The sequence below is a fragment of the Arthrobacter rhizosphaerae genome (assembly GCF_023062595.1).
Classification (GTDB): Bacteria; Actinomycetota; Actinomycetes; order Actinomycetales; family Micrococcaceae; genus Arthrobacter; species Arthrobacter rhizosphaerae.
This window is the reverse complement of the sequence record NZ_JALLAN010000001.1, coordinates 366,052-389,889: the sequence shown is the minus strand read 5'-3', so window position 1 is coordinate 389,889 and position 23,838 is coordinate 366,052. Positions and strand designations below refer to the sequence as shown.

Genomic DNA, 23,838 nt, shown 5'->3' with positions numbered 1-23,838 from the left:
GACAGCCGTATGTAATGCTGGAAATGGCGGTAACCAAGACACGCTTGCGGGTACTGCCGACACAACGAACTATGGGAAAGAGCCACATGATGGATAGGCACGCGACAGGAAAGAGGCACCTTCGCGCTGCCCTCCTGCCGTTGGTGCTTGGGCTCGCCTTGACCCTTTCCGGCTGTATTGCCGATCCGCAGCCCGCCCCCACCAACGGCGGTACGGCGGACCAGTCGACGTCGGCTCCCGCCACCGGGGACATACCAACCACGAGTGCCCCCCTCGAGACAACACAGGCATCGAACAAGGCTCCCGTCTACTGGGTGGGCAAGAGCAACGAGGACTTCTTCCTTTACCGGGAGTTCCGGGACGTCCCGGCCCAGGAGAACCCCGTCACCAGCGCCCTCCGGGCCATGATGTCGGAAGAACCCATGGACCCTGACTTTTTCACTCCCTGGCAAAATCCGAAGGAGCTGGCCACCTCCATTTCGGGGAAGAACGTCATCACGGTGGACGTCTCACCCGACGCCTTCAACAGCAACCTTGACGCTGACACGGCCGATCGCGCTATCCAGCAGCTTGTCTACACGGCAACGGCGGCAGGCGCCAGCGCCGGCCTGATTGACACCAATCAGCAGTTGCAGGTTGTAGTGCTCGTGGACGGTCATACCGGCTATCTCGGCTTTGACCACATACGGCTCGGTACTCCCATGTCCCGGAGTACCGGAATGGTGGCGCCTGTTTGGATCATCGATCCGCAGGAGGGAACTGAATTTCCCGAGGGCGTCGTGAAGATCAACGGTCGAAGCACGAGCCCCGGCAACAAGCTGCGCTGGCGCATCCTCCGGGTGGAGGGAAACAGCGACAAAACCTCGTATCTCAGCGGGGAAGTTACCGCTTCCGCAGACCCTTCCCAATCGGGGATCTTTGGTTTGTCGGTCAACCTCGGCCCGGGCAAGTACGAACTTCGGGTGTCCCGGATCCTGTCCGTGCAAGGCGACTCCGAAGTCAACGTGGACAGCCGCGGCTTCATCGTCCGCTAAGGCTGCGCGCAGCTGCCACAGTCAACAGCTGCTGTTACCAGCGTCCCAGCACGTCGCTGGCCAGGACTGTAGCGGCAGGGCCAGCCGTGGAGGACCGCAAGACATGGTTGCCCAGCAAGGCTGTTACTGCCCCGGCGTCGCATAGCTTGGTCACCTCCCGCGGACTGATTCCACCCTCCGGCCCCACAATCAGCAGTACTTCCCTGGCCCCGGCGCCGTCGGCACCATCTCTGAGTTCAAGGTCAGGGTTGGAATTGTGCCAGCTTTCCAGGACCTGCCGCAGGGGCCGCACAGCGTCCTCATGCAGAATGATGGCTAGGTCAGCCGCCGAGACAGTCCGCTGCAGAGCGGCAGTGTCGACGGCGTCGCGTACTTCGGGGATCCACGCCCTTCGCGCCTGCTTGGCAGCTGCTGTCACCACGGATTGCCATTTGGCATGGGCCTTTGCCGCACGCTCGCCTTTCCATCGGACAATTGAGCGTTCTGACTGCCAGGGAATAACGGCATCGATCCCGAGCTCAGTGGCGGTCTCCGCAGCAAGCTCGTCACGGTCCCCTTTCGCCAGGGCCTGCACAAGGACCAGCCGGATACCGGGCCGGTCCTCAACCTCCAATGCCCTGCATTCGACGGTAAGCGCAGACGGAGCGGCGGAGGTGACAATTCCGGTCATTCGTTTTCCGGAACCATCCGCAATATCCACTGGCTCCCCCACCGCAAGCCGTTTGACCGTAACAGCGTGACGGGCCTCAGGGCCCTCGAGGACAAACTGTGACCCCGGTTGCTGTCCGTCGAGGGTTCCTGCAAGGGTAAAAAAGACCGGGTTGCTCACTGCTACAGGTTACCGAACCTGTCCCGCAGCTTCGCAAAAACCCCGCCGCTGGCGGCAAGTTTGCCTTCAGTGAACTGTTCACCCCGGAGCTTGGCGAGTTTCCTGAGCAGCTCCTCCTGTGCGGGATCGAGCCTGGTCGGTGTTTCAACCTGCAGGTGCACCTTGAGGTCGCCGCGGCCGTATCCCCGCAGGTGGGTGACTCCAAGGCCGCGGAGCGTAATGATCTCGCCGGACTGAGTGCCTGCCTTGACGTCGATCTCCTGCTCGCCGTCGAAAGTCTCCAGGGTGATTTCGGTGCCGAGGGCAGCGGCCGTCATGGGGATATTGAGGGTGGCGTGAAGGTCGTCGCCTTCGCGCAGGTATGTGGAGTCCGCGTTGACCCTGATTTCCACGTACAAATCGCCGGAGGGGCCGCCTGCGGGACCTGCTTCGCCCTGGCCGGACAACTGGATCCTTGTTCCGGTAGCCACGCCCGCGGGGACCTTGACGGTCATGGAGCGGCGGCTCCGGATCCTGCCCTGGCCGTTGCACTCATTGCAAGGGTCTTTGATGATCGTTCCAAACCCTTCGCAGGAGCCGCAGGGAGCCGCGGTCATGACCTGTCCCAGGATGGAGCGGACGGCGCGCTGCACTTGTCCGCTTCCGCCGCAGATGTCGCAGCGGACCGGGTGGGTGCCCGGACGGCAGCACGAGCCCTCGCAGCTCGGGCAGAGGACCGCCGTGTCCACTTCGAGCTTTTTATTGACGCCGAATACTGCATCGCGCAGGTCGATGCGGACGCTGATGAGGGCATCCTGCCCCCGGCGCACGCGGGAGGCAGGTCCTGCGGAACCGCCGGCACCGAAGAAGGTGTCAAAAATGTCCTGGAATGCGAAGCCCTGGCCGGCATAACCGCCGCCGAAGCCGTTGTCCGTACCGTTCTCGTTGCCTGTGGTGTCATACACACGGCGTTTTTGGGGGTCCGAGAGCACCTCGTAGGCGTGGGTCACGGCCTTGAACTTGTCGGAGGCATCAGGACCAGGGTTCACATCCGGGTGCAGGGTACGTGCAAGCTTCCGGTAGGCCTTCTTGATTTCTTCGCCGGTGGCCTCCGGTGAGACTCCAAGGACGTCGTAATGGCTGCTCAAAGTTTGTGTCTCTTCCTGGTTGTACTGCCTGTGATAGGAACGCGCTGTCTACGAACGCGGCGCCTCAGGTGCGGGCGCAGAATCGGGTGGGACCGTCAGCCCCCGGGGCCGAGGATCCTGGAAAGGTAGCGGGCGACGGCTCTGACGGCGGCCATGCTGGTGGGGTAATCCATCCGTGTCGGGCCGAGAACCCCGATCTTGGAACTTGAGTCAGGCCCGTATCCGGTGGCCACCACGGAGGCCTCCGCCAGGCCGTCGTACGGGTTCTCGCGACCGATGCTCACGGTAACCCCCCGCGGATCCTGAGCCATCTCGCTGAGCAGGCGCAACATCACCACCTGTTCCTCCAGTGCTTCCAGAACGGGGCCGATACTCAGGGGGAAGTCCACGTTGGACCTGGCCAGGTTGGCTGTTCCAGCCATGACCATGCGTTCCTCGCGGCTGCTGTGGGCGAGTCCTTCGAGTCCACGGGCCAAGGCCTGTGCCACGTTACGGCGGGACGGTTCGCAGGAGGCAACCACGCTGGGGAGAACGTGGGGCAGTTGGCTCAGGGGTGTGCCGGACAGGCCCATGAGGAACCGGGTGCGCAGGGCAGCCAAGACTTCATCGCCCAGATCCTGCCCCGCGTCGATAACCCGCTGGTCCACTTTCCCGGTATCAGCAATCAGCACGATCAGAACCTGCCGCGGTGCCAGCAGGACGAATTCTATGTGGCGCACCAGCGCCCGGCTCAGGTGCGGGTACTGCACCACAGCAACCTGGTTGGTCAGCTGCGACAGCAGGCGGACGGTGCGCTCGAGGACGTCGTCGAGATCGTCAGATCCCTCCAGGAGGGACTGGATGGCCCGGCGTTCTGCCTGTGAGAGAGGTTTGACGGCAGAAATCTGGTCGACAAACAGCCGGTAGCCCTTGTCCGTGGGTATGCGGCCGGCGCTTGTGTGGGGTGCGGTGATGAGGCCTTCATCCTCCAACGCAGCCATGTCATTGCGGATGGTCGCACTGGACACTCCCAGATGGTGCCGTTCCACGAGGGCTTTCGAGCCCACTGGTTCACGTGAATGGACATAGTCCTCCACGATGGCACGCAACACTTCAAGTTTGCGTGGTTCGCTCACTGTCCACCTCCGATCTGCTGTCCGCCCAAATGTCTGTGCTGTCGGCTCGAGGTCCGCGTTCAACCTCACGACGCTTAATTGTCGGGCTCCACGTCACGACGGAGTTCCGCGGTTAGCACTCGACATGCCTCAGTGCTAACCAGTCTAATATGACTCAACGCGTTGTTAGCATTGGTACCGCTCCGGGCGAAACTCCCGCAGTGAACCGGCGCGTGCAGATTCCCGAGGCCACGAGCGGATTCCAAGTGAAAAGCAGAGTGGCGATGACATACCAGGACTGGGGCCCGCAGGACATCACGGTGCCCGCCAAACGTGAGCTCCCTTGCGTTCCGGTGGAACGTGGAATGGTCCTCGAAGACGTCCAGTCCGGATGGGTAGGAGCCGTCACCAGGGTTGAAAAGTCCGGTGGAATGCACGTTGTGGCCCTCGAGGACCGCCGGGGTAAGTCACGGTCCTTCCGCCTGGGCTTCGGCTTCCTGCTGGAAGGTCAACCCATCCGGTTGCTCCCGCCGGCGCCCCGCAAAGACGCCGCTTCCGCCGGTCCCCAGCGGACGGCCTCCGGCTCGGTCCGCGTAGAGGGCCAACGTGCGCAGGTCGCCAAAGCAAGCCGCATCTGGGTGGAAGGAAAGCACGACGCCGAACTGGTGGAGAAAGTTTGGGGTGATGACCTCAGGATCGAAGGGATCGTCGTCGAACCCCTCCACGGCATTGATGACCTGGCAGGCGCGGTGGCCGCGTTCCAACCCGGACCCAACCGGCGTCTCGGGGTGCTGGTGGACCACCTTGTAGCCGGTTCCAAGGAGTCCCGGATTGCACAGTCGGTAATGTCATCGCCGGGGGCGGCAGGAAACGTGCTGATCGTCGGACACCCCTACGTTGACGTATGGCAGGCAATCCGGCCCGGTGTCCTTGGAATAGAGCAGTGGCCCGCGATCCCGCGTGGCATGGACTGGAAGACAGGTATTCTGGCCGCCTTTGGCTGGCCCCACTCCACAAAGGAAGACATCGGCCTCGGGTGGCAAAAACTCCTCGGCGCAGTGCGGACTTATGCCGATCTTGAACCATCACTCCTGGGCCGTGTGGAAGAGGTCATCGATTTCCTGACAGCTCCCTAGCAACCGGCGCGCCGAGGCTACCCCGCGAAGCCGGACGGAAACCAGTATTCTTGGAACGGCGGTGGCTTCTTGCAAGCCTCCCCTGCTATCCAGGCACCAACGCACCACTGCAATCCAAAGGACGTAACCGTGGCAGAAGACGCACGTGAACACAGGGACGACCATGGCAGCCAGGGTCAGTCCCAGTACCATGGTGTTCCAGCCAACGCGCTGCCGTTGACCGCCAGCGAGGACCGTCAATGGGCAACACTGGCGCACTTCGGCGGCATCCTCGGGTGCGTACCTTCACTGCTGATCTACCTGATCTTCAAAGAGCGGGGTCCCTTTACCGCCCAGGAATCCAAAGAAGCCCTGAACTTTACGCTTCCTCCCACCATTGCCGCAGTAATCGCCAACATACTGGTCATGCTTCCCGTGGTCGGCAATCTCTTCGCTGTGCTTGCCACCGGGATCTGGATCGCCCTGACCTGCTTTGCCGTGGCCGCCGGGATCCATGTCAACCGGGGTCAGCCGCACCGCTACCCGTTCAATCTGCGGTGGATCAAGTAGCCCCGGCAGAGCGGCGCCTGCCTGACTAGTCCGGCAGGACGCGTCGAACCACGGCGTCAGCAAGCAACCGACCCTTGAGAGTCAGGACCAGCCGCCCCTGAAAAGCGGCTGGTGCATCGACCAGCTCGTCGGCTATCAGGCCGGCAACGGCACGGCGCCCGGCGGCATCCAGAGCTTCGACGTCCAGGCCTGAGGACAGCCTCGCCTCCAGCATGATGCGCTCCACGCTGCGTGTTCCGGCGTCGAGGGTCTCCCGTCCGGCTGCCGGGGACAGTCCCTGCCCAAGGCGTCCAGCGTACGCTGTGGGGTGTTTGACGTTCCACCATCGCACTCCGCCCACATGTGAGTGCGCTCCGGGTCCCACTCCCCACCAGTCGTCACCGCGCCAGTAGGCAAGGTTATGGCGGCAGGCCTGCTCCGGCGTGCGGGCCCAGTTGCTGACCTCATACCAGCTGAGACCGGCTTCGGTGATCAGCTGGTCGGCGAGTTCATACTTGTCGGCGTGGTCGTCGTCGTCGATTCCAGGGACCTCGCCACGGCGGATCTGGGCGGCAAGTTTGGTGCCGTCCTCTACGATCAGCGCATAGGCGCTGATGTGGTCGGGCTGGTAGGACAGGGCCGTCTCCAATGAATGTTGCCAGTCATCCAGCGATTCACCCGGCGTACCGTAGATGAGGTCCAGGCTGACAGCGAGCCCGGCCTCCCGCGCCCATTGCACCACCTGCGGCACCCTGCTGGGCGTATGCGTCCGGTCGAGGACCTTCAATACGTGCGGAACCGCGGATTGCATGCCGAACGAGACCCGGGTGAACCCGGCTGCCTTGAGGATTGCAAGAGACTCAGGGGTTACCGAATCGGGGTTCGCTTCGGTAGTGACTTCCGCGCCGTCCTCGATCCCCCACTGATCGATGGCAGCACGAAGGATCAGGGCAAGGTCATCCGCGGGAAGCAGGGTAGGCGTGCCCCCGCCGAAGAACACTGTGCTGAGCCTCCTGGCGGGGAGTCCGGACTGCATCAACGCACGGCCCGCCAACTGCACTTCGGAGATTGCAGTGCCGGCGTAGGCATCCTGAGACGCGCCCCCACCAAGTTCGGTGGCAGTGTACGTGTTGAAGTCGCAATAGCCACAGCGGACGGCGCAGAACGGAATATGGACGTACAGACCGAACGCCCGCTCCGCCGCACCTTCCACTGCCTGGGCGGGCAGCAGGCCGTCCGACGGCGCGGGGTCGCCGAGGGGAAGGGTGCTAGGCATTGCAGGGGCCTCCGGTGTTGCCGGACGCTGTGTTCACTACTTCTTGGCCTTGTCCTTGGACTCGTCTGTGGTCAGGGCGGCGATGAATGCTTCCTGGGGGACCTCCACGCGGCCCACCATCTTCATGCGCTTCTTGCCTTCCTTTTGCTTCTCCAGCAATTTGCGCTTCCTGGAGATGTCACCGCCGTAGCATTTGGCCAGTACGTCCTTGCGGATGGCCCGGATGCTTTCACGTGCGATGATCCTGGAGCCGATGGCTGCCTGGATCGGAACCTCGAACTGCTGCCTGGGGATGAGTTCGCGGAGCTTGCCAGTCATCATCACGCCATAGGCGTAGGCCTTGTCGCGGTGGGTGATGGCGGAGAATGCATCCACCTGTTCGCCCTGGAGCATGATGTCCACCTTGACCAGATCGGCAACCTGTTCGCCGTCGGCCTTCCAGTCCAGCGACCCGTAACCTCGGGTCTTGGATTTGAGGATGTCGAAGAAATCAAAGACGATTTCGGCAAGAGGCAGACGGTACCGGATTTCCACGCGGTCCTCGGAGAGGTAGTCCATGCCGCCCATGATGCCGCGCCGGCTTTGGCACAGTTCCATGATGGCTCCGACGAACTCGTTCGGCGCGAGGATGGTGGCGGAGACCATCGGCTCGCGGACCTCTGCGATCTTCCCGGTGGGATACTCGCTGGGGTTGGTCACGTGGACCACCCTCTTGTCCTCCAGGGTGACCTCGTATTCCACGTTGGGAGCTGTGGAGATCAGGTCAAGGTTGTATTCGCGTTCGAGCCGCTCACGCGTGATTTCCAGGTGCAGCAGGCCCAGGAAACCCACACGGAATCCGAAGCCCAATGCGGCGGATGTCTCCGGCTCGTACACCAGAGCGGCATCGTTGAGCATCAGCTTCTCGAGCGCATCGCGCAGCACCGGATAGTCCGTGCCGTCCAACGGGTACAGCCCGGAGAAGACCATGGGCTTGGCATCCGCATAGCCGCTGAGTGATTCCGCAGCCGGCTTGGCAAGGTTGGTGACGGTGTCTCCGACCTTGGACTGGCGGACGTCCTTCACACCCGTAATCAGGTAGCCGACCTCGCCGACGCCCAGGCCCTTGGAGGGTGTGGGCTCCGGGGAGCTCACACCGATTTCCAAAAGCTCGTGAGTTGCACGCGTGGACATCATCTGGATCCTCTCCCGCGGATGCAGCATGCCGTCCACGACTCGGACGTACGTCACTACGCCCCGGTAGGTGTCGTAGACCGAGTCGAAAATCATGGCTCGGGCCGGGGCGTTCGGATCGCCCACGGGGGCCGGCAGATCACGGACGATCTTGTCCAGCAGGGCTTCCACGCCGGCACCGGTCTTACCGGAGACGCGCAGCACTTCATCGGGATCGCCGCCGATCAGGTTGGCAAGCTCGGCAGCATACTTCTCCGGCTGCGCCGCCGGAAGGTCGATCTTGTTGAGGACCGGGATGATGGTGAGGTTGTTTTCCATCGCCAGGTAGAGGTTGGCGAGGGTCTGGGCTTCAATGCCCTGCGCCGCGTCCACGAGGAGCACTGCGCCTTCGCAGGCGGCCAAGGAACGCGATACCTCGTAGGTGAAGTCAACGTGGCCTGGAGTATCGATCATGTTCAGCGCATAGCTGGCACCGTCCAGTTCCCAGGGCATGCGCACAGCCTGGGACTTGATGGTGATGCCGCGCTCGCGTTCGATGTCCATACGGTCCAGATACTGGGCCTTCATGTCGCGGGATTGAACGACGCCGGTGTACTGCAGCATGCGGTCGGCCAGGGTGGATTTACCGTGGTCAATGTGGGCAATGATGCAGAAGTTCCGGATGATGGCCGGATCTGTCGCGGCGGGCACCGGTGCGGTGCGGGCCATGGGAGACACGCAGGGTCCTTACTGTTGGCTTCTGTTGGCGATACTGATGGCTTCCAGGGAGCACGACGGCTGCAATTTGTCCGGCCGCCTGCCACTTCTCTGAAGTTATAGTCTCCCACGTTCGGCGGTTCTGCGGTGCATCCTATCCGGGAAGGATGCACCGGCACCTCTCACGGCACCGGCAAGACTGGGGCGGCGCCCATGACCCCACGAAGGTATGGTTTTCTCCATGGCCCTGAACTTCCGCTCATTAGGCGCAATCGTCCGTTCATCCCTGCGGCTTCTGGAAGGGCTGCGCGGGCAGGCGCCTGCCGGGAAAAAGGGAACGCGCGGGGCGGCTCCCGTCAGAGGTGCGGCTCCCGTCAGGAAGGATCACCGGCGAGGGGCAGCAGCACCCGTGAAGCCCTCTGCTATCAAACGCGCCACCTTCAACCCTTCCTCAGGGCTTTCTGCTCCTTATAGCGGCGACTTCACCGGCACCGCCCACCTGCGGTATGCCCCCTCCCCCGACGGCAAACCGGACCCCGGAGAAGTGATCTGGACCTGGGTCCCGTTTGAAGAGGACCACTCGCGGGGCAAAGACCGCCCGGTGCTGTTGATTGGCAGCCATGGGCGTTATCTTCTGGGAGTTATGCTCACCACCAAGGATCATGGAAAGGACCATCGCCGGAGCGGCGACTACGTTGACCTTGGCCCTGGAAGCTGGGACCGGCAATGGCGGCCCAGCGAAGCGAGGCTTGACCGCATCCTCCAGATCAACCCCAGGGACATTCGCCGCGAGGGTGCCATCATCGACGCCGGCAGTTTCGTTATGGTGGCTGACGCACTCAGGGCGCGACACGGCTGGAACTAGTCCAGGAATCGCCACAGGTTCAGCCAATCTGCTAATATTTATAGCTGTGTGTCCGTGCAGGTCGACGGCCACTGATGGTTGGCCGCCATAGGTATCCCCACGCCGCTCAGTCAATGGCCAATCTGAAAGCCCTCTAGACCATTTCCGCATTAAAAAGAGAGTTCACACGTGGCTAATATCAAGTCCCAGAAGAAGCGCATCCTGACTAACGAGAAGGCTCGCCTGCGCAACAACGCAGTCAAGTCCGAGCTGAAGACCGCCATCCGCGCGGTCAACACCGCCGTTGAGTCCACTGACAAGGATGCCGCTGCCGCTGCGCTGGCAACTGCCGGTCGCAAACTGGACAAGGCTGTCAGCAAGGGCGTTCTTCACAAGAACAACGCTGCAAACCGCAAGTCGGCGATCTCCAAAAAGGTCAACGCACTCTAAGGTTTTCCAGTTCACCTGAACTGATGATTATGGTCGGCACCTCCGGGTGCCGACCATATCCGTTTAAGCGGCTGGTCCTCAAATCCTCTTGCCCTGTGTTTGAGCGATCTTTTGGGCGAAGTCGTTCAGCGCAGCAGCAACAGCGTCTGGATGGCTCAGGGTGGCGTAGTAACCCCCTGGAACTTCCCACGATTCGACGCCAAGTCGCTGGTGTACTTGGCGTCTCATGAATGCTGGAAAGAACCAGTCGCCACGGCACAGCAGTGCTCTGGTGGGCACGGCCGGATGCCCCTGACCGGGCCAGGGCCGTGACATCCATGCACCTTGCTGGTCGCGCTCCTTGTCACCTGCCTGTTGCGCCAAATGTTCAGGAACGTCGTTGAAAACACCGCATGGGGGTCCGGATCTATGGCCTCGCGACTATGTGCTGGGCGTGTACGAAAACCGCCAAGATGCCACCCCGATTAGCCGCGGCGAACAGATGTGGCCACAACTGTCACGGCATGCTCGACGGCATAGACGGGATCCCGCGACAGCCCTTTCACCTGGGCATCTGCCTCTGCGGTGACCTGGATGGACCGGATAAGGCCTTCGGGAGTCCAGCGACGGACGTCCCGCTGTGCCTGCTCCACCAGCCACGGTTGCATTCCCAGCTGCCTGGCCACCTGGGCGGATGAGCCCTGAGCACCGGCTACCTTAGCCAGGGTGCGAAGCTTCGCTGCGAGGGCGGCCACCAAAGGCACCGGATCCGCACCCGTAGCGAGGGCGTGCCGCAGCGTGGACAGGGCCAGCGGCGCGTTCCCTGCCATCGCCGCATCGGCGACTTTGAAGGCAGAGGCCTCAACGCGACCACCGTAGTAGCGGTCAATCATGTCCGCATCCACCGCCGTAGCGGCATCGGAAATCAGCTGGCTGCACGCCGCTGCCAGCTCTGCCAAACTGGCGCCAACCGCGTTTACGAGGGCCTGGACTGCTGCGGGCTCGATCCGGCGGGAGGCTGCTTTGAACTCCGCCACCACAAAGGCGGTCTTATCCGCCTCTTTCTTGAGGGGCTGGCAGTCCACGGTGGGCCATCCTGCCGACTTCACTGCGTCGAGCAGCTTCTTGCCGCGGTTTCCGCCGCCGTGGCGCAATACCAGGACAGCATCGGGCTCCGGATGGGCCAGATAGGCCAACGCATCCGCAAGGAACGCGTCATTCATGGACTCGAGCCCATCGACCTCAATGAGTTTTTGCTCCCCGAACAGCGACGGGCTCACATTCATTGCCAGGGAACCTGCTTCGTAGCTGCCGGCGTCCAGACGGGTGACTTCAACGTCCGGTTCCGCAGCCCTCACCAGAGAACGGATTCTGTCCATTGCCCGCGTTCCCAGATATTCTTCTGGGCCGGAGATCAGTACCACGCCTGTCGGTGTCACGTCCCGCCAGGTTGCCGTATTCGACGCCGGCGTTCTGGACGATGCCTGGGTTGCGGCCACTCTTGGTTCCTCCCGGAAATAATTCTGCGGACTCTAAGCCTGCCACGCAGTCTCCGCGCCACCAAGCCCAACCGGGACCTGCTGTTATTGAACGGGAAAGGACCTGCACCGGCCAGCCGGTCCAGGTACCCCACGAGGGCAGCATGGACAAGCAGCAGCTTCTTTCCGGCACTCAGAGGATGGAATACCAGCCACATTCCCGGAATGCCGAGACAGGACAGGATAACCATTGTGGAGAGCCCGAATATTCCTTCCGGCCACGGCAATGAGGCTCCCGGCAAGGATGCGAAGAACCGGGCCGTGCCAGCGACGCAGTTGGCGAAGAACCCGGCGTTGAAAACCAGTATCCCGCCGGGCAGCGGGGCAAGAGGCAGCAGGGGCACGGCCGCGGTTCCCAGTATGGTGACGGGACCGACGAACGGTGAAGCAACGATGTTGGCAGTCAGGGCGTATGGCGAGAACTGGGGTTGCAACAGGACAATCACCGGGCTGCAAAGGAGCTGTGCTGATAAGGGAACAGCCAGCCCCGCAGCCGCCCATCGCGGCACAATCCTGGGCGTCCACTTGACGAGTTGCTGCCCGATTGTCACGATGCCCAGCGTGGCAAGAACTGACAGGATAAACCCGTAACTGGATCCGAGTGCGGGATCAACCAGCAGCAAGCCGATCACCGCCAGGCATAGGAAACTGAGTCCCCGGCCCGGTCTCCCCCCGGCCAGCGCCATCAGTCCGATCGAGCCCATGAGGGCTGCCCGGAGGACGCTGGCGTCCGGTCCCACTACAAGGACGAAAAAGCCGAGGCCACCCAGCGCGCATCCCGCCGCTATCCCGCGTGGCAGACGGAGACTGCGGGCCACCAGAAGCAGCGCCCCGAGGACGAGGCTGCAGTTGGCTCCAGTGAATGTTAAAACTGGAGATGGGTCGGTTCGGGCCCGCGTCTCCCCCGTTCAGGCAAGGTTCTCGGCATTTAATAGGCCCCTGGGGCGGCGATCAAGTCGACCGGGCCGAGCTTGACCGGAGGACGATAGCGACCCTGCGCGAGACCATGTGAGAGGAACTTGATTGACGAACGTTCAAGAACGAGGTGGGTCGGCAGGCCTAGGTCGCATCGTACTAGCTCAACCAACCAGCGTCCGTCTGACGGACGAGTGATCGGGCACATGGATGATCATCGCGTGGGACGGGGCTCGAGCTCGGTCACGATCACCTGAGTCCGGCAGAGCCGCCGTCAACAGTGCGCCGCCGATTGTCTCCCGAAATGTTGTCGCCCGGGAGTCCAAGTGGGCAGGCTCGAATGGTCACCGTGGCGCGGCGTCGCGATCGGGCGAAATTCGCCGCCCCACCGATCGTACTTAGTCTTGCCTGCTCCCGGAGGAGTGTGTATCGGTACGGTGATGTGCTCGTAAATGAGCGAAAAGCGAGCTTCAGATCCGTGCCAGCACGCCGATATCGCCCTCGCCACCACATGCTCATGTGTTGGCGAACTCCGGCACTGCGATGGAGTCGCCGGCTCCGCAATGTTGCGCTGAATTTGGCCGACCTGGAATGGATCCTCGCACCGCCTCCCCCGGCCTGGCCGAGCTCGGCCGCCGCCGAGCTTCCCCGATGAGGACTCCCCGACGGGGCGGGCACATGTCGCCCCTCCGGACTGGTGAGCTGGACAGTCCCTCCTTCTGGGCCGGGCGCTTTTCCTTGTGCGTCCTCAGCCGCTGCGCGTTATCGAAACGTCCTTTCGTTTACCTGGCGAGTGCCTTACCCTGTCTTCGTTCCGAACGACGATAATGAGCTCTCTCAAGATCCAAACGGTCCTCGGGGCCCCGTGGGCCATAAGAAGGAGTGAGAGTTCGAAAAGCCAGGGCGCAGCGACATCCGGCCCATTGACGACTGTGATGGCAGCACCCAGGCTCAAACCTGCGGCCGCGAACCCTGCCAATGATGTCGAAGTCCAGTTGCCACGGAGGCTCTTACCCGCCTCCAGCCTGAAGACTCTAAACCTGTCACCGTCGGCGGTCAATCCGAAAACTACGACCACGCCGGCAAACCCAGCCAGAATCGCAGCGGCCGCAGCAGTTCCCAAGAATAGCGTCACCGTGACGGAGTCCTCCTGAGCCAAGGTCCCTGCCCACATGTTAGGTAACTGATCCAGCCACGTAAGCGCTGCTTGTGCCGCCACGGCGGCAAAGATCGACAGGGAGACATAGAGGGGATGATCTTGGACTTTGCTTCTAAGCCACTGCATGGCTCCTCCTCGCACGGCAAGCTACCCGAGGGACGTCCTGAACTTACGGATGGCCTCAGACATCGCGGACAGAACAACCCCGGGCGTCGCAGGTTCATCCTCTGATGTCCCAACGTACTCGCTACCCGTGACGCGATCCTTGAGGAAGTCGATCTTTTCGCGCTTGGAGCGTCCATCTGCATCGGTGGTGAGCAGAGTGGCTTGTGCCGATTTCAGCGGCACTTTTCCGACAATTGCCCGCACCTGATTTGCCACCTGTTCGGCATAAAAATGATCAGGCTCGGCGTTCCCGAAACTCACTGTCAGGTCAACCGATACTCCCCCGGCGCCCAGATCCTGTATTTTCCTCATCGCGTTTCCAAAATCGTCCGAAGCACAGCCACATATGTTGTGCCGGAGACCGGCACTTGTATGCCGGTTCGATGAGTGCATCAGCTCCGCTACCCAGGTTTAGCGTCGTAACAACGCCATTGGAGTCACTGATATCCGGCCAGTCTGCGCTCCCGCGAGGTTTGCCGATGTAGAGATAATCCTCGGACGGTGAGACTTCCGACCGGGTCTCTCCAACGTACTTCCGACGTATATCTTGAGTCTGCATCGCGCCGGCTCGAGGCTAGCCACGTGCTTCAGGAAGAACGACCAGAAGTCCGCGGAGAGCTCCTCGAGGCTGCCATCTTACTTCTCAATTACCGGCTCAAGAGTGTAGATCCTGCGCTTCGCACTCTGCGACTGTGCCACAATGTCCCCTGTTGTGATGAATTTCACAACCTTATGGCTCATCAACGGATCCTTTCTTTCTTGACGCAGCAGACCAGAGTTAATTCCTATCCCGATGACCGGTAGCACTCGCTCCCGGACAGCTGTGACCGCAGGGTAGGTCCACTATCGGCTCTTGAAAATGAACGGGGGAAGGTCTGACAGCTCTCAGCGGAAGTGCTGTGTAGGTGTCGGATTCGTTGTCCGGTGAGCATCACCGCGGCGGAGTAGTTCCTCCGGGATAGCGTGCGGTCGCTCGAGCCATTAGACCGGATTTAGGGATTTCGCGTGCTCATCTTTCAATGTGACTTGTAACCGAAACCTCCCGGGTTGCGGCAGGCAGACCCCGGCAGTTTGTTGGTCGCACAATTCGGCTAGTCCGGTTCAGAACGGCAGTAGATGCATGACGGCTCACATTCCAGCCGTTGCAGTGGCGAGTCATTGCGCGAATCGGATCCAGCTTCGTTCCGGTGTTGGGTGGCCACCTCAACTACCGACTGCCGTGCGATTGGGATTGGAGGGGAGGTCATGCGAGTGAAATGCCGGCCATCCACGACCAAGGTGTGGCCGTTGACGTGGCCCCAAGGCCCAGCGCTACGCATTGTCCGTCGTCGAAGGGAATTAGCTGTTGCGGAAGGCAGCACAGCTGTCGCTTTGACAGGGCCGGCACATGAACCGTACCCGGAAGTCGGAGCCCTGGCTTTAAAGTCAGCCGGACCTGTTGGAGCTCCAACAGGTCCGGCCGGGTAGAACGTCTCCAACGGAGGCGGAGGTTCGAGTGTCTGAGACATTGATGTGCGGGTGACTTCCCGCAACTGTGACCTAACTGACGCTCTTGGATCTTGGCCCGGGTTTAGAGGCCGAGGTGCTTGTTCAGCTCGTCAAGGGACTTCACGGTGGTGATGTTGTAGCCGTCGGCGAAGGGTTCTGCGCTACGGTCCAGCATTACAAGATCCCGGAAACCCAGGTTGTACATCGGTATGTGGTCGTACAGGGGGTGCGAGGAGACATGCAGGAAGTCCTCCGGCTTGGCGTCCAGGGTGTCCAGCATGTACTCAAACGCCTGTAGGCGCGGCTTGTACGCCCCGGCCTGTTCAGCGGTAAACACGGCGTGCCACTCTGCACCTAGCTTGGGAATGCTGATGTCCAGGAAGCTGTCGTCAGCGTTGGACAGAGCCACCAGCTTGTAGTTGTCGCCCTGGAGCTTCAGGGCAGCCGGCACGTCCTCGTGGGCAACGGCGTTGCGCACAGCTTCAGCCAACTCTGCCCCGGCACCGGGAGTCGGCCCAATGCCGAACCTCTTGCATGCGCGGTCAAAGGCACTTTGAAGAATCTCCACGTAGGGCTTGTAGTTGCCATTGACCTCGTCGAACCGGTAGGCACGGAACACCCTCTTAAAGGCCAACCACTGCTCGTCCGGGATGCGGCCAGCGAGCAGGCGCTGGGTGGTGGGATAGATGTTGAAGTTGATCAGCGTGCCGTAGACATCATAAGAGATGTACTTCGGCCGGAAGTTCGTGTCTGCCATGATTAATCCGTTCCTGGTTGTTTTGTATTTTGCTGCGGGTTGTTGATTGATTGATTGATGCTGCCTTAGCTCAGAGCCAGTGACGTGAGTTGTGTGTCCGGCCCGAGGAACCTGGCGGGGTTCATGAAACTGACGTCGGTGGCCGTGGTTCCGTCCAGCACAAGATCGGCGGCAATAGCACCCAGTGCAGAAGCCATTTTGAAGCCGTGGCCGGAGAAGCCGGCCGCCACGACGACGCCTTCCATTCCGGGCACTTTGCCGAACAGTGCGGTCTTGTCAGGTAAATGACCGTCCGCGCACGCGGCAACCCGCACCGGATCCGGAATCAGTCCCGGAATGAATTCCCGGACCCATGCCCGGATGGTGTCCAAATGCTGAGGATCCCAAGTAGGAGGCTTCTCCATGGACTCAACCTCGTCTAAGAAGATGCTCGCGACGACTTTCACTGTCCAACCGTCAGCGCTCGAGAACCCATAGAACTCGGCTTTGTCTGACCTTCCGTCTTCCTCTGCCCTCCTGAGGAAGACTGGCATGCCTTCCCTGCAGAATGCTGCTGGATCCCTCACGGGGAACCATGTCAGGATCTGGGGCAGAACTGAAAGGTGAACACCGAGTTCCTTGCAGACTGCTCCCGCACCATTGCCCTGCGAGATGATTACGCGGGAGGCAATGATTTCTTCTTGATCGGTCCGGACGATGTACCGGTCACCGTACGGTTCAACGCTGTGCGCTTTCCGGTTTCCCAGGAACTGAGCACCAAGCCGTGTAGCTTCCGCCAGTGCGGCGGTCACGGCCCTTTCGGACTTAAGGTAGCCGCCCTCTGGATCAAAGATGGTGACATCCGTGTCCCTGATCACATGTTCGGGATACTTTGCCCTGGCCTCGTCACCCCGGAGAAGCTGGTAGTCAAGGCCGTTGTCTTTCCCGGCTGCAAGGAGCGGTGCCAACCGCGGATTGTGCTCGTCATATATCGTGACGGCTCCCGTGGTGTTGAGCAGTTGGATCCCGCTGATTTTCTCCAGCTCGCGCCACAGGTCCTGTGACCTCTGCAAAAGGGGCGTGTAGTGCCCGCCCTCCGCATAAACCTTACGGAAAAGGCGCGATTCGCCGGCGTAGGCGGAGAAGGGGCCGGGGATCGAAAACCTGTCTATTCCAATGACCCGCTGACCCCGGGAGGCGAGTTGCCAACTCGCCATGCTTCCTACCGAGCCGACTCCGACGATTACGACGTCCGTTTCGAGTGCAGTCATGCTTCCACCTTGCTTTCCCTTATTGCACGCCGTAGTCCCAGTTCCGGGTCTGCCTATGAAGGCAAGATCTTCGGCTTCTGCTAGCGTACGAGACAAGAAGAAGGCGAACAACGGCCCGTGAGACAATGCATTGTTTCCAAGAACGATAGAAGCAGGATATGGACCTCAGAACGATCGATGATTTGGACTTTTTTGAACAGATTTCCCGTTCCCAGAGCCTTACCGAGGCGGCCAGGAGCTGGGGTAAGTCGGTGTCGGCGGTGAGCAAACGCCTTGCCGCGCTTGAGTCGCGGCTGGGGGTACCGCTGGTCCGGCGCAGCACCCGGAGGCTGACCCTGACCGAAGAGGGGCAGCGCTATGCCTCAGGCGCCCTGGCCATCTTGCAGCAGAAAACTGACCTCGAAGAAGCCCTGTCCGAGCAGCATGGTGAGCTCAGGGGACGCATTACCGTTCATTCGTCCCTGGGAATCGGACGTAAGCACATCGCGCCGCTGCTGGGGGAGTTCGTCCGGCAGCACCCGTTGATCCAGATAGACCTGGAGCTTTCACCGTTGCCTTTGAACATCTCGGGTACGAGTTTCGACATCGCCATCAGGGTTGGAGGACTTTCGGACTCCAGGCTCAAGGCAAAACTCCTGGCCCGAAACCGAAGGATCGTCTGCGCCGCACCCAGCTACTTTGACACCGCACCGCCGCTGGAGACCATCAGGGACCTGGAACGGCATAACTGCATCGTCCTGCGTGAAAACAACGCAGATTACGCACTGTGGCGCTTTGGCGAGAAAGAGCAGGAGTACGTCGACGTCAAGGGCAACATGATCAGTGACGACGGGGATGTGGTGACCGACTGGTGCGTCCAGGGCCTCGGCCTGATCATGCGCTCCACATGGCACGTCAACCCGCTGATCCAACAGGGAGTACTTCAGCAGGTCCTCCCGGACGTCCCCACGCCCAACGCCGACGTTTTCGCTCTCTACCCCGCGACGGAACGGACACCCCGCCGGATCACCTCGGCAATTGAGCATCTGCGGCAGGGCCTTGAAGCGAGAATAGGTCCCTAGCCCCGGCAAGGTGCGCGGCCCCGCGCACCAAAAAGCCCCGAAACAGCCGCTGCTGTTCCGGGGCTCCTTTTGGTCAGGCTCCGTCCTAGTCGCGCCGGACTGGTCGTTCGCCGGCCTTGTCGATTGTCGGACTACTCGACGTCTTTCACAACCCACATTTTGCGGACCGTTTCACGGATAGTCCAGCGGCCCTCCCAGCCGGCGGGGGTAACGAACAACGTCCCCGGGCCGATTTCAAAGCTGGTGCCATCCGGTTCAGTGATGGTGCCGGATCCACTCAGAATCTGGCAGATCTCGTCATACCCGGGCCGGGTGCTCTTGAACTCCCCCGGAGTTACCTCCCAGATACCGGTTTTGAAGTCGTCCCTGGCCCAAAGGCGAAAGGACACTTCGGTCTGGCCGGGCGTAACTGAGGTTTCCTTGGATTTGTGCTCCCCCGGATTTGCGGTTGTTGCGTCACTCATGACGGTCGCCTTGACCATAGCTACTCCTTCTCGTCTTTCATTTGTTGTAATGCCGTTGTCTCGACATTGGACTTACGGTGCTTCCAGCGTACGAGACAAGAAAATGCGGATTAACGGCAACTGAGACAACGCATTGTTGCTAAAGACGACAGAAGCAGAAGCTGAACCGCGTTGCGCCGCTACAGGGGAAGGTCGTCGGACAAGCTCCGTTGACCCATCGATTGATCTAAGCTCCACAATCCCCTTCTATCCTTCTTGGAAACAATGCATTGTCTCCAATGCCCTATTTCAGGCTCTTCTTGTCACATACGCTAATAGAGCCGCAGAAGTCTGTGGTCCTTGAGAGCGAAACCCGGAATCGGGACAACGGCGGCCAACTCACTCATCGGACCCCTGTCAGCCGGGTTAACAGCTGCACACTCCTGAAGCTTCATCAGCCGCTGCGAACAACAGAAAGAAGATCATGAACTCACCTTTGAAGACCATCAATCCTGCCGTGGCGGCCCAGGACACGAACCATCCTCCGGTGCTTGCCATGCTGCACACGGTCCCCGGCCTGGTAGCGGGCATGGAAACGCTGGCCGCGGGCACGGTTCCCGGCCTCCGTGTGTTGCACTACGTTGACGAGTCATTGCTCCAAGACACGATTGCCACTGGAACTACGCCAGGACATGTTCGACGGCGGCTGGTCAACTATGCCCGCTACGCCGAGGAATCGGGTGCCCAGGCACTGTTGGTGAGCTGCTCTTCCATCGGTGAAGCGGCAACCGCCGCCGCGGACTTCGTCTCCATCCCTGTCCTGCGCATCGACACTCCGATGGCCGAGCTTGCCGTACTGTCCGGCGAGAGGATCGGCGTACTCGCCACCCTGTCTGCGACCCTTGGGCCGACCACCAGGCTCGTCCAGGACTCAGCGAAAAGGCAGAACAAAACGCCCACCATCACCGCAAAAATAGTCGACGGCGCTTTCCCCGCCCTGCGCGCAGGTGACCGGGCGATGCATGACAGTTTGGTGCTCGCCACGTTCTCAGAACTGGCAGCGCAGTGCGACGTCATCGTTCTCGCCCAGGCGTCCATGGCCCGCGTCATTGAGCATACCGAAGACAAGGCGGGGCGACCCATAGTCCTTGCCTCTCCCGACTCCGGGATGACCCAGCTCAGCACTGTTTTCGCCTAAAAAGACTCATAGGCAACGCCACTACCCGAGAAGGATCCGATTATGTCGAACACTCACATGAGAGCAAATGTCCCATGGCTGGGAGTCATCGCCGACGACTTCACAGGAGCCTCCGATGTGGCCGGCACGCTTGTGGGCGCCGGGATGCGGGTAGTGCAGACGTTCGGCGTCCCCGACCCATCAATGCAGCTGCGCGACGTTGACTGCATCGTGGTCTCCCTGAAGACCCGCAGCGTGCCGGCCGCCGAGGCTGTAGAAGAATCTCTCGCGGCGGCACGTGCCCTCAAATCCCGAGGCGTCCAGCAGCTCTACTTCAAATACTGCTCCACCTTCGACTCCACCCCGGAAGGCAACATCGGCCCGGTCGCCGACGCCCTGCGCAAAGAGTTCGTCCCGGCCGGCCAGATCACCGTCGTCGCTCCCGGAACCCCGGCACTGCGGCGGACCGTGTACAACGGTGTGCTGTTCGCTGGCACGGATCTCCTGCAGGAATCATCCATGCGCAACCATCCGCTGACCCCGATGACCGATTCGAGCGTGCCACGGCTGCTCCAGGCCCAAACCAAAAACGTCGTGGGCCACATTGGCTACAGCATCATAGAAACCGGTGCTCCCGCAGTTCATTCCGAGATCCAAACTCTGAGCGGCCAGGGTACCCAGTACGCCGTCGTCGACACGCTCAGTGACGGGCACCTCGCCGTGCTGGGCGCTGCACTCCTCGATCACCCGCTCGTCACCGGCGGATCAGGACTGGTCGGAGGGCTTGCGGTTGCCCGCGGGTTTCAAGCCCAACCAGAATCGGCGCGCGCCGCCCGGCCCGCGGGTCCGGCCGCCGTCGTCGCCGGCAGCTGCTCGGAGATGACTAACCTCCAAATCGACACCTTCCGTCAGTCCCGCCCCTGCTTCCTGGTGGATCCTGTCGCCATAGCTGAAGGACACGACGTCGTCGCCGCAGCGCTGCTGTTCGCGCGGGAAAACCTGGCGGACGGCCCAATCCTGATCCACTCCTCCGCCTCCCCACAGGAAGTCTCGAGAGCGCAAAGGCACCTTGGTCAGGCCCGGGCCGCGGAAATAACCGAAGACAGCCTTTCCGCGATCGCCGAAGGGCTTGTTGGTCTGGGCTGCCGGCAACTCATCGTGGCCGGCGGAGAGACCTCCGGCGCTGTAGTCCGCAGGCTCGGCATCACCACAGCCCACGTCGGCAAGGAAGTCTCTCCCGGCGTGCCATGGCTGAAAACGGAAACAGACCCCGGGCTGTCCATCCTGCTCAAATCAGGAAACCTCGGAATGCCGGGTCTCTTCCTTGATGCATGGGACCATAACCGGTGACCGACATGGACAGCCGCAACGAGCTCGTCCGGCTGGCCAGGTCCCTTCACCGAAGAGGACTGACCAGGGGAACATCCGGAAACCTCAGCCTGCGCGTGGACGGCGGAATGCTGGTCACCCCCACCAACGCCTCTCTGGGAGAACTCACAACTGATGATCTGTCGATGGTCTCCGACAACGGCGAACACCTGTCCGGAGCCCGCCCGTCCAAAGAGGCTTTCCTGCACTTGGCCATGTACCGGGCCAGGCCGCAGGATCATGCGGCCGTCCATCTGCATTCCACCTACGCGACCGCGCTTTCATGCCTGGACGGTCTGGACGACGATGACGTTCTGCCGCCCTTGACGGCCTACTTTGTGATGAGGGTCGGACGGCTGGTCCGGTTGCCTTATTTCGCCCCCGGCGACCAAGGCTTGGCCGAAGCTGCCCAAAAAGCGGCTGCATCGACCCGGGGCCTGCTGCTGGCGAACCACGGACCGATCGTTTCCGCGCCTTCCCTCGCACAAGCTGTGGACGCCGTTGAGGAAGTAGAAGAAACTGCCCGCCTGTTCTTCCTACTGCAAGGCCATGCGACGCGGCCCCTCCAACCCGCACAGATTGCCCAGCTCTGCCCAGGGTGTGCTTAGGAAGTGGCGCAGGAGAAACGGAAACCAGTCCCAAATGACCCTCACCACGAATTTCCCTCACTTTTCTGCAGGTTGGCAGTGGGAGGAATCCGCATGAGTGGCAGCAGCCTGCCTCTTCAAGGACCGAAAGCCAGCATTCATCAGTATCCGTCTACCGGCGCCATTCAAGCGCTGGCTCTAGAATCAGGAGAGTCAACTGGCACGTAAAGGTCTTGTCAGGGCTGGACCAGCCCCGCAGCTGTTACTGGTCAGCCAGTTGATTTTCAACATCGGCTTCTATTCCGTGGTGCCGTTTCTCGCAGGCGTGATGCGGGACGACTTCGGCATGGGAACGTTGGCGGTCGGGATCGTTCTTGGCGCGCGCACATTTGCGCAGCAAGGATTGTTTCTTTTCGGCGGGGCGCTTGCCGACCGATGGGGAGCAAGGCAGTCAATGATTGCCGGTTGTCTGGTACGGGTCGTGGGCTTCCTGCTTTTGGCGTGGGCATCGGACTTCCCGCTGTTCCTACTCGGTGCCGTGGTGACGGGCATTGGCGGCGCGCTTTTTGCGCCTGCGATGCAAAGTCTCGTGGCATCTGCCGCCGAACTGCCCATCGCCCTGAAAGGCACCAAACAGGAGGGCGCCACGCATTGCGCCGCCGCACGGAAAAACCATAGATCCACACTCTTTACATGGCTGGTGGTCTGCGGCGAGGTAGGTGCTGTCGTAGGTCCGCTTTTGGCAGCTCTTCTACTCAAAACAGGCTTTGACACCGCCCTGCTGGTTGGGGCAGGGGTCTTTGCCGTGATGGCTGCAGTCTTCCTGTGCTTCCTGCCAAAACCACACCGCGGTGCCCCCAAAACAGCAGGCGGAAAGACTTCCTCCTCACCGGCGCCGGGCCTGTGGTCCTGTCTTAAGGAGAAACAGTTCGTCCGGTTCACGGCCTTCTACAGCGTCAATCTCCTGGCGACCAACCAGCTGTATTTCGGGCTTCCAGTGGAACTGGAACGCAGCGGGGCAGGGGCAAGTGCGTTGGCGGTGGTCTTTGCCTACGCATCCGTCCTAACTATCATCCTTCAATGGCCCATAGCCCGGCTCATGCGCAAAGCAGGACCAGAAATTGCACTTCCCGTCGGCTTTGCCCTGCAGTCTCTTGGCTTCGCTTCCATCGCGGTCCTGGCTGTCATCCCTCCGCCAAGCGGTCTATCCATGTTTCCGGCCCTCTTGCTCGTAACAGGTCTTGCCCTCGGGAACATGTGCGTGATGCCCATGGCCATGGGATTAGTATTGGAGTTCGCCGCCGGGCGCCCCACAGGCGCCTATTACGGGTTGCTCGCAACCGCAGGAGGACTCGCCGTCATCATCGGCAATGCGGTCCTGGCCCCGCTCTACGAACACGCCTACACACCGTCAATCACGGCACTCCCTCCATGGCTCCTCATGTCGCTCTTCGCAGCGATAACGGCAACATTCATTCGCCGCTTCGTCCCCAACAGGCCCCTCCGGCCCCCCAAACCGTTTGTCTTTCTACGTGGTCTTCGGCCAAGAAAAGTTCCAGGGTGACCTGATCGGGGAGCGACTCGCGATGGCTTTCAGCGTAAGACCTGTTACACCAAGCGCCAGATTGAGGAATCCCCGGCGCCGGCGCTTACTGCCACTTCCTGAGCATCAGGATGAGCACAACCTTGGAGCTGGACCGCACCGCGGTGCGAAGCAGTCCGGCTACGGTCTGGAATTCGGAGCAGAAGCTTCGAACACGGCGG

The 23,838-nt window shown here is 61.3% G+C and carries 22 protein-coding genes and 1 pseudogene; 10 read left to right on the top strand and 13 right to left on the bottom strand.

The features are described from left to right. The first annotated feature begins 86 nt into the window (after positions 1 to 86). A complete protein-coding gene (locus tag MU551_RS01950; RefSeq protein WP_247040446.1) occupies positions 87 to 1,034 on the top strand; it encodes a GerMN domain-containing protein in 948 nt (315 codons plus the stop codon). Between the two features lie 34 nt (positions 1,035 to 1,068). On the opposite strand, the gene MU551_RS01945 is transcribed toward MU551_RS01950, so the two are convergent. The 3 genes from MU551_RS01945 to hrcA all read right to left on the bottom strand — a co-directional run bounded on the left by MU551_RS01945 (position 1,069) and on the right by hrcA (position 4,105). Further along, the gene (locus tag MU551_RS01945) at positions 1,069 to 1,863 is read right to left on the bottom strand and encodes a 16S rRNA (uracil(1498)-N(3))-methyltransferase (RefSeq protein ID WP_247040445.1); all 795 of its coding nucleotides are present in this window, start codon (positions 1,861 to 1,863) and stop codon (positions 1,069 to 1,071) included. Between the two features lie 2 nt (positions 1,864 to 1,865). Then, a complete protein-coding gene (gene dnaJ, locus MU551_RS01940) occupies positions 1,866 to 2,990 on the bottom strand; it encodes a molecular chaperone DnaJ (protein ID WP_247040444.1) in 1,125 nt (374 codons plus the stop codon). Positions 2,991 to 3,085: 95 nt separating this feature from the next. Beyond that, a complete protein-coding gene (gene hrcA, locus MU551_RS01935) occupies positions 3,086 to 4,105 on the bottom strand; it encodes a heat-inducible transcriptional repressor HrcA (RefSeq protein WP_247040443.1) in 1,020 nt (339 codons plus the stop codon). A 263-nt stretch (positions 4,106 to 4,368) separates the two neighbouring features. Here hrcA and MU551_RS01930 point away from each other — a divergent pair, with 263 nt between their 5' ends. Continuing rightward, positions 4,369 to 5,220 (top strand): DUF3097 domain-containing protein, encoded by an 852-nt coding sequence (locus MU551_RS01930; RefSeq protein WP_247040584.1) that lies wholly within the window; start codon positions 4,369 to 4,371, stop codon positions 5,218 to 5,220. Positions 5,221 to 5,349: 129 nt separating this feature from the next. Further along, a complete protein-coding gene (locus tag MU551_RS01925) occupies positions 5,350 to 5,769 on the top strand; it encodes a DUF4870 domain-containing protein (RefSeq protein ID WP_247040442.1) in 420 nt (139 codons plus the stop codon). A gap of 25 nt (positions 5,770 to 5,794) precedes the next feature. Here the strand turns inward: MU551_RS01925 and hemW are convergent, their stop codons facing one another. Both hemW and lepA read right to left on the bottom strand, forming a co-directional pair. Next, positions 5,795 to 7,024 carry a radical SAM family heme chaperone HemW gene (gene hemW, locus MU551_RS01920; protein WP_247040441.1) on the bottom strand — a complete coding sequence of 410 codons (1,230 nt, stop codon included), beginning with the start codon at positions 7,022 to 7,024 and terminating at the stop codon, positions 5,795 to 5,797. Positions 7,025 to 7,060: 36 nt separating this feature from the next. Continuing rightward, positions 7,061 to 8,914 carry a translation elongation factor 4 gene (gene lepA, locus MU551_RS01915; protein ID WP_247040440.1) on the bottom strand — a complete coding sequence of 618 codons (1,854 nt, stop codon included), beginning with the start codon at positions 8,912 to 8,914 and terminating at the stop codon, positions 7,061 to 7,063. 220 nt (positions 8,915 to 9,134) lie between these two features. Between lepA and MU551_RS01910 the strand changes: the two genes are divergently transcribed. Both MU551_RS01910 and rpsT read left to right on the top strand, forming a co-directional pair. Further along, a complete protein-coding gene (locus tag MU551_RS01910) occupies positions 9,135 to 9,758 on the top strand; it encodes a type II toxin-antitoxin system PemK/MazF family toxin (protein ID WP_247040439.1) in 624 nt (207 codons plus the stop codon). A gap of 168 nt (positions 9,759 to 9,926) precedes the next feature. Next, positions 9,927 to 10,187 (top strand): 30S ribosomal protein S20, encoded by a 261-nt coding sequence (gene rpsT, locus MU551_RS01905; RefSeq protein WP_247040438.1) that lies wholly within the window; start codon positions 9,927 to 9,929, stop codon positions 10,185 to 10,187. 78 nt (positions 10,188 to 10,265) lie between these two features. Here rpsT and MU551_RS01900 read toward each other — a convergent pair whose 3' ends face one another. The 7 genes and pseudogenes from MU551_RS01900 to solA all read right to left on the bottom strand — a co-directional run bounded on the left by MU551_RS01900 (position 10,266) and on the right by solA (position 17,438). Continuing rightward, positions 10,266 to 10,415: a hypothetical protein gene (locus tag MU551_RS01900; protein ID WP_247040437.1), complete on the bottom strand. Its 150-nt coding sequence runs from the start codon at positions 10,413 to 10,415 to the stop codon at positions 10,266 to 10,268. 236 nt (positions 10,416 to 10,651) lie between these two features. Next, complete coding sequence (gene holA, locus MU551_RS01895) at positions 10,652 to 11,605, bottom strand: DNA polymerase III subunit delta (RefSeq protein ID WP_247040583.1); 954 nt, start codon at positions 11,603 to 11,605, stop codon at positions 10,652 to 10,654. Beyond that, positions 11,602 to 12,549: pseudogene (locus tag MU551_RS01890) on the bottom strand (ComEC/Rec2 family competence protein); the annotation flags it as partial. The gene holA and the pseudogene MU551_RS01890, both read right to left, overlap by 4 nt. Before the next feature lie 818 nt (positions 12,550 to 13,367). Further along, a complete protein-coding gene (locus MU551_RS01885) occupies positions 13,368 to 13,904 on the bottom strand; it encodes a hypothetical protein (RefSeq protein WP_247040435.1) in 537 nt (178 codons plus the stop codon). Positions 13,905 to 13,925: 21 nt separating this feature from the next. Then, the gene (locus MU551_RS01880) at positions 13,926 to 14,255 is read right to left on the bottom strand and encodes a hypothetical protein (protein WP_247040434.1); all 330 of its coding nucleotides are present in this window, start codon (positions 14,253 to 14,255) and stop codon (positions 13,926 to 13,928) included. 1,258 nt (positions 14,256 to 15,513) lie between these two features. Then, on the bottom strand, positions 15,514 to 16,188 hold the full coding sequence (locus MU551_RS01875) for an HAD-IA family hydrolase (protein ID WP_247040433.1): 675 nt from the start codon (positions 16,186 to 16,188) through the stop codon (positions 15,514 to 15,516). A 65-nt stretch (positions 16,189 to 16,253) separates the two neighbouring features. Further along, a complete protein-coding gene (gene solA / locus MU551_RS01870; RefSeq protein WP_247040432.1) occupies positions 16,254 to 17,438 on the bottom strand; it encodes an N-methyl-L-tryptophan oxidase in 1,185 nt (394 codons plus the stop codon). 158 nt (positions 17,439 to 17,596) lie between these two features. Between solA and MU551_RS01865 the strand changes: the two genes are divergently transcribed. Continuing rightward, positions 17,597 to 18,499: a LysR substrate-binding domain-containing protein gene (locus MU551_RS01865; protein WP_247040431.1), complete on the top strand. Its 903-nt coding sequence runs from the start codon at positions 17,597 to 17,599 to the stop codon at positions 18,497 to 18,499. A 131-nt stretch (positions 18,500 to 18,630) separates the two neighbouring features. Here the strand turns inward: MU551_RS01865 and MU551_RS01860 are convergent, their stop codons facing one another. Then, positions 18,631 to 18,963 (bottom strand): cupin domain-containing protein, encoded by a 333-nt coding sequence (locus MU551_RS01860; RefSeq protein WP_247040430.1) that lies wholly within the window; start codon positions 18,961 to 18,963, stop codon positions 18,631 to 18,633. Positions 18,964 to 19,426: 463 nt separating this feature from the next. Between MU551_RS01860 and MU551_RS01855 the strand changes: the two genes are divergently transcribed. The 4 genes from MU551_RS01855 to MU551_RS01840 all read left to right on the top strand — a co-directional run bounded on the left by MU551_RS01855 (position 19,427) and on the right by MU551_RS01840 (position 23,638). Next, complete coding sequence (locus MU551_RS01855; protein WP_247040429.1) at positions 19,427 to 20,140, top strand: aspartate/glutamate racemase family protein; 714 nt, start codon at positions 19,427 to 19,429, stop codon at positions 20,138 to 20,140. Between the two features lie 42 nt (positions 20,141 to 20,182). Next, entirely contained in the window at positions 20,183 to 21,469 is a 1,287-nt protein-coding gene (otnK, locus tag MU551_RS01850; protein ID WP_247040428.1) for a 3-oxo-tetronate kinase, read from the top strand. Positions 21,470 to 21,474: 5 nt separating this feature from the next. Beyond that, on the top strand, positions 21,475 to 22,095 hold the full coding sequence (otnC, locus tag MU551_RS01845) for a 3-oxo-tetronate 4-phosphate decarboxylase (RefSeq protein ID WP_247040582.1): 621 nt from the start codon (positions 21,475 to 21,477) through the stop codon (positions 22,093 to 22,095). A 256-nt stretch (positions 22,096 to 22,351) separates the two neighbouring features. Next, a complete protein-coding gene (locus MU551_RS01840) occupies positions 22,352 to 23,638 on the top strand; it encodes an MFS transporter (protein WP_247040427.1) in 1,287 nt (428 codons plus the stop codon). Positions 23,639 to 23,838: the final 200 nt, after the last annotated feature.

Excerpts from the sequence above, each read along its gene's own strand:
- MU551_RS01885 (WP_247040435.1), bottom strand. The coding sequence starts at position 13,904 with ATGCAGTGGCTTAGAAGCAAAGTCCAAGATCATCCCCTCTATGTCTCC.
- MU551_RS01860 (WP_247040430.1), bottom strand. The coding sequence starts at position 18,963 with ATGAGTGACGCAACAACCGCAAATCCGGGGGAGCACAAATCCAAGGAA.
- solA (WP_247040432.1), bottom strand. The coding sequence starts at position 17,438 with ATGACTGCACTCGAAACGGACGTCGTAATCGTCGGAGTCGGCTCGGTA.
- otnC (WP_247040582.1), top strand. The coding sequence starts at position 21,475 with ATGGACAGCCGCAACGAGCTCGTCCGGCTGGCCAGGTCCCTTCACCGA.
- MU551_RS01900 (WP_247040437.1), bottom strand. The coding sequence starts at position 10,415 with ATGAGACGCCAAGTACACCAGCGACTTGGCGTCGAATCGTGGGAAGTT.
- otnK (WP_247040428.1), top strand. The coding sequence starts at position 20,183 with ATGTCGAACACTCACATGAGAGCAAATGTCCCATGGCTGGGAGTCATC.
- MU551_RS01865 (WP_247040431.1), top strand. The coding sequence starts at position 17,597 with ATGGACCTCAGAACGATCGATGATTTGGACTTTTTTGAACAGATTTCC.
- hemW (WP_247040441.1), bottom strand. The coding sequence starts at position 7,024 with ATGCCTAGCACCCTTCCCCTCGGCGACCCCGCGCCGTCGGACGGCCTG.
- MU551_RS01930 (WP_247040584.1), top strand. The coding sequence starts at position 4,369 with ATGACATACCAGGACTGGGGCCCGCAGGACATCACGGTGCCCGCCAAA.
- MU551_RS01910 (WP_247040439.1), top strand. The coding sequence starts at position 9,135 with ATGGCCCTGAACTTCCGCTCATTAGGCGCAATCGTCCGTTCATCCCTG.
- MU551_RS01880 (WP_247040434.1), bottom strand. The coding sequence starts at position 14,255 with ATGAGGAAAATACAGGATCTGGGCGCCGGGGGAGTATCGGTTGACCTG.
- MU551_RS01875 (WP_247040433.1), bottom strand. The coding sequence starts at position 16,188 with ATGGCAGACACGAACTTCCGGCCGAAGTACATCTCTTATGATGTCTAC.
- MU551_RS01855 (WP_247040429.1), top strand. The coding sequence starts at position 19,427 with ATGAACTCACCTTTGAAGACCATCAATCCTGCCGTGGCGGCCCAGGAC.
- MU551_RS01950 (WP_247040446.1), top strand. The coding sequence starts at position 87 with ATGATGGATAGGCACGCGACAGGAAAGAGGCACCTTCGCGCTGCCCTC.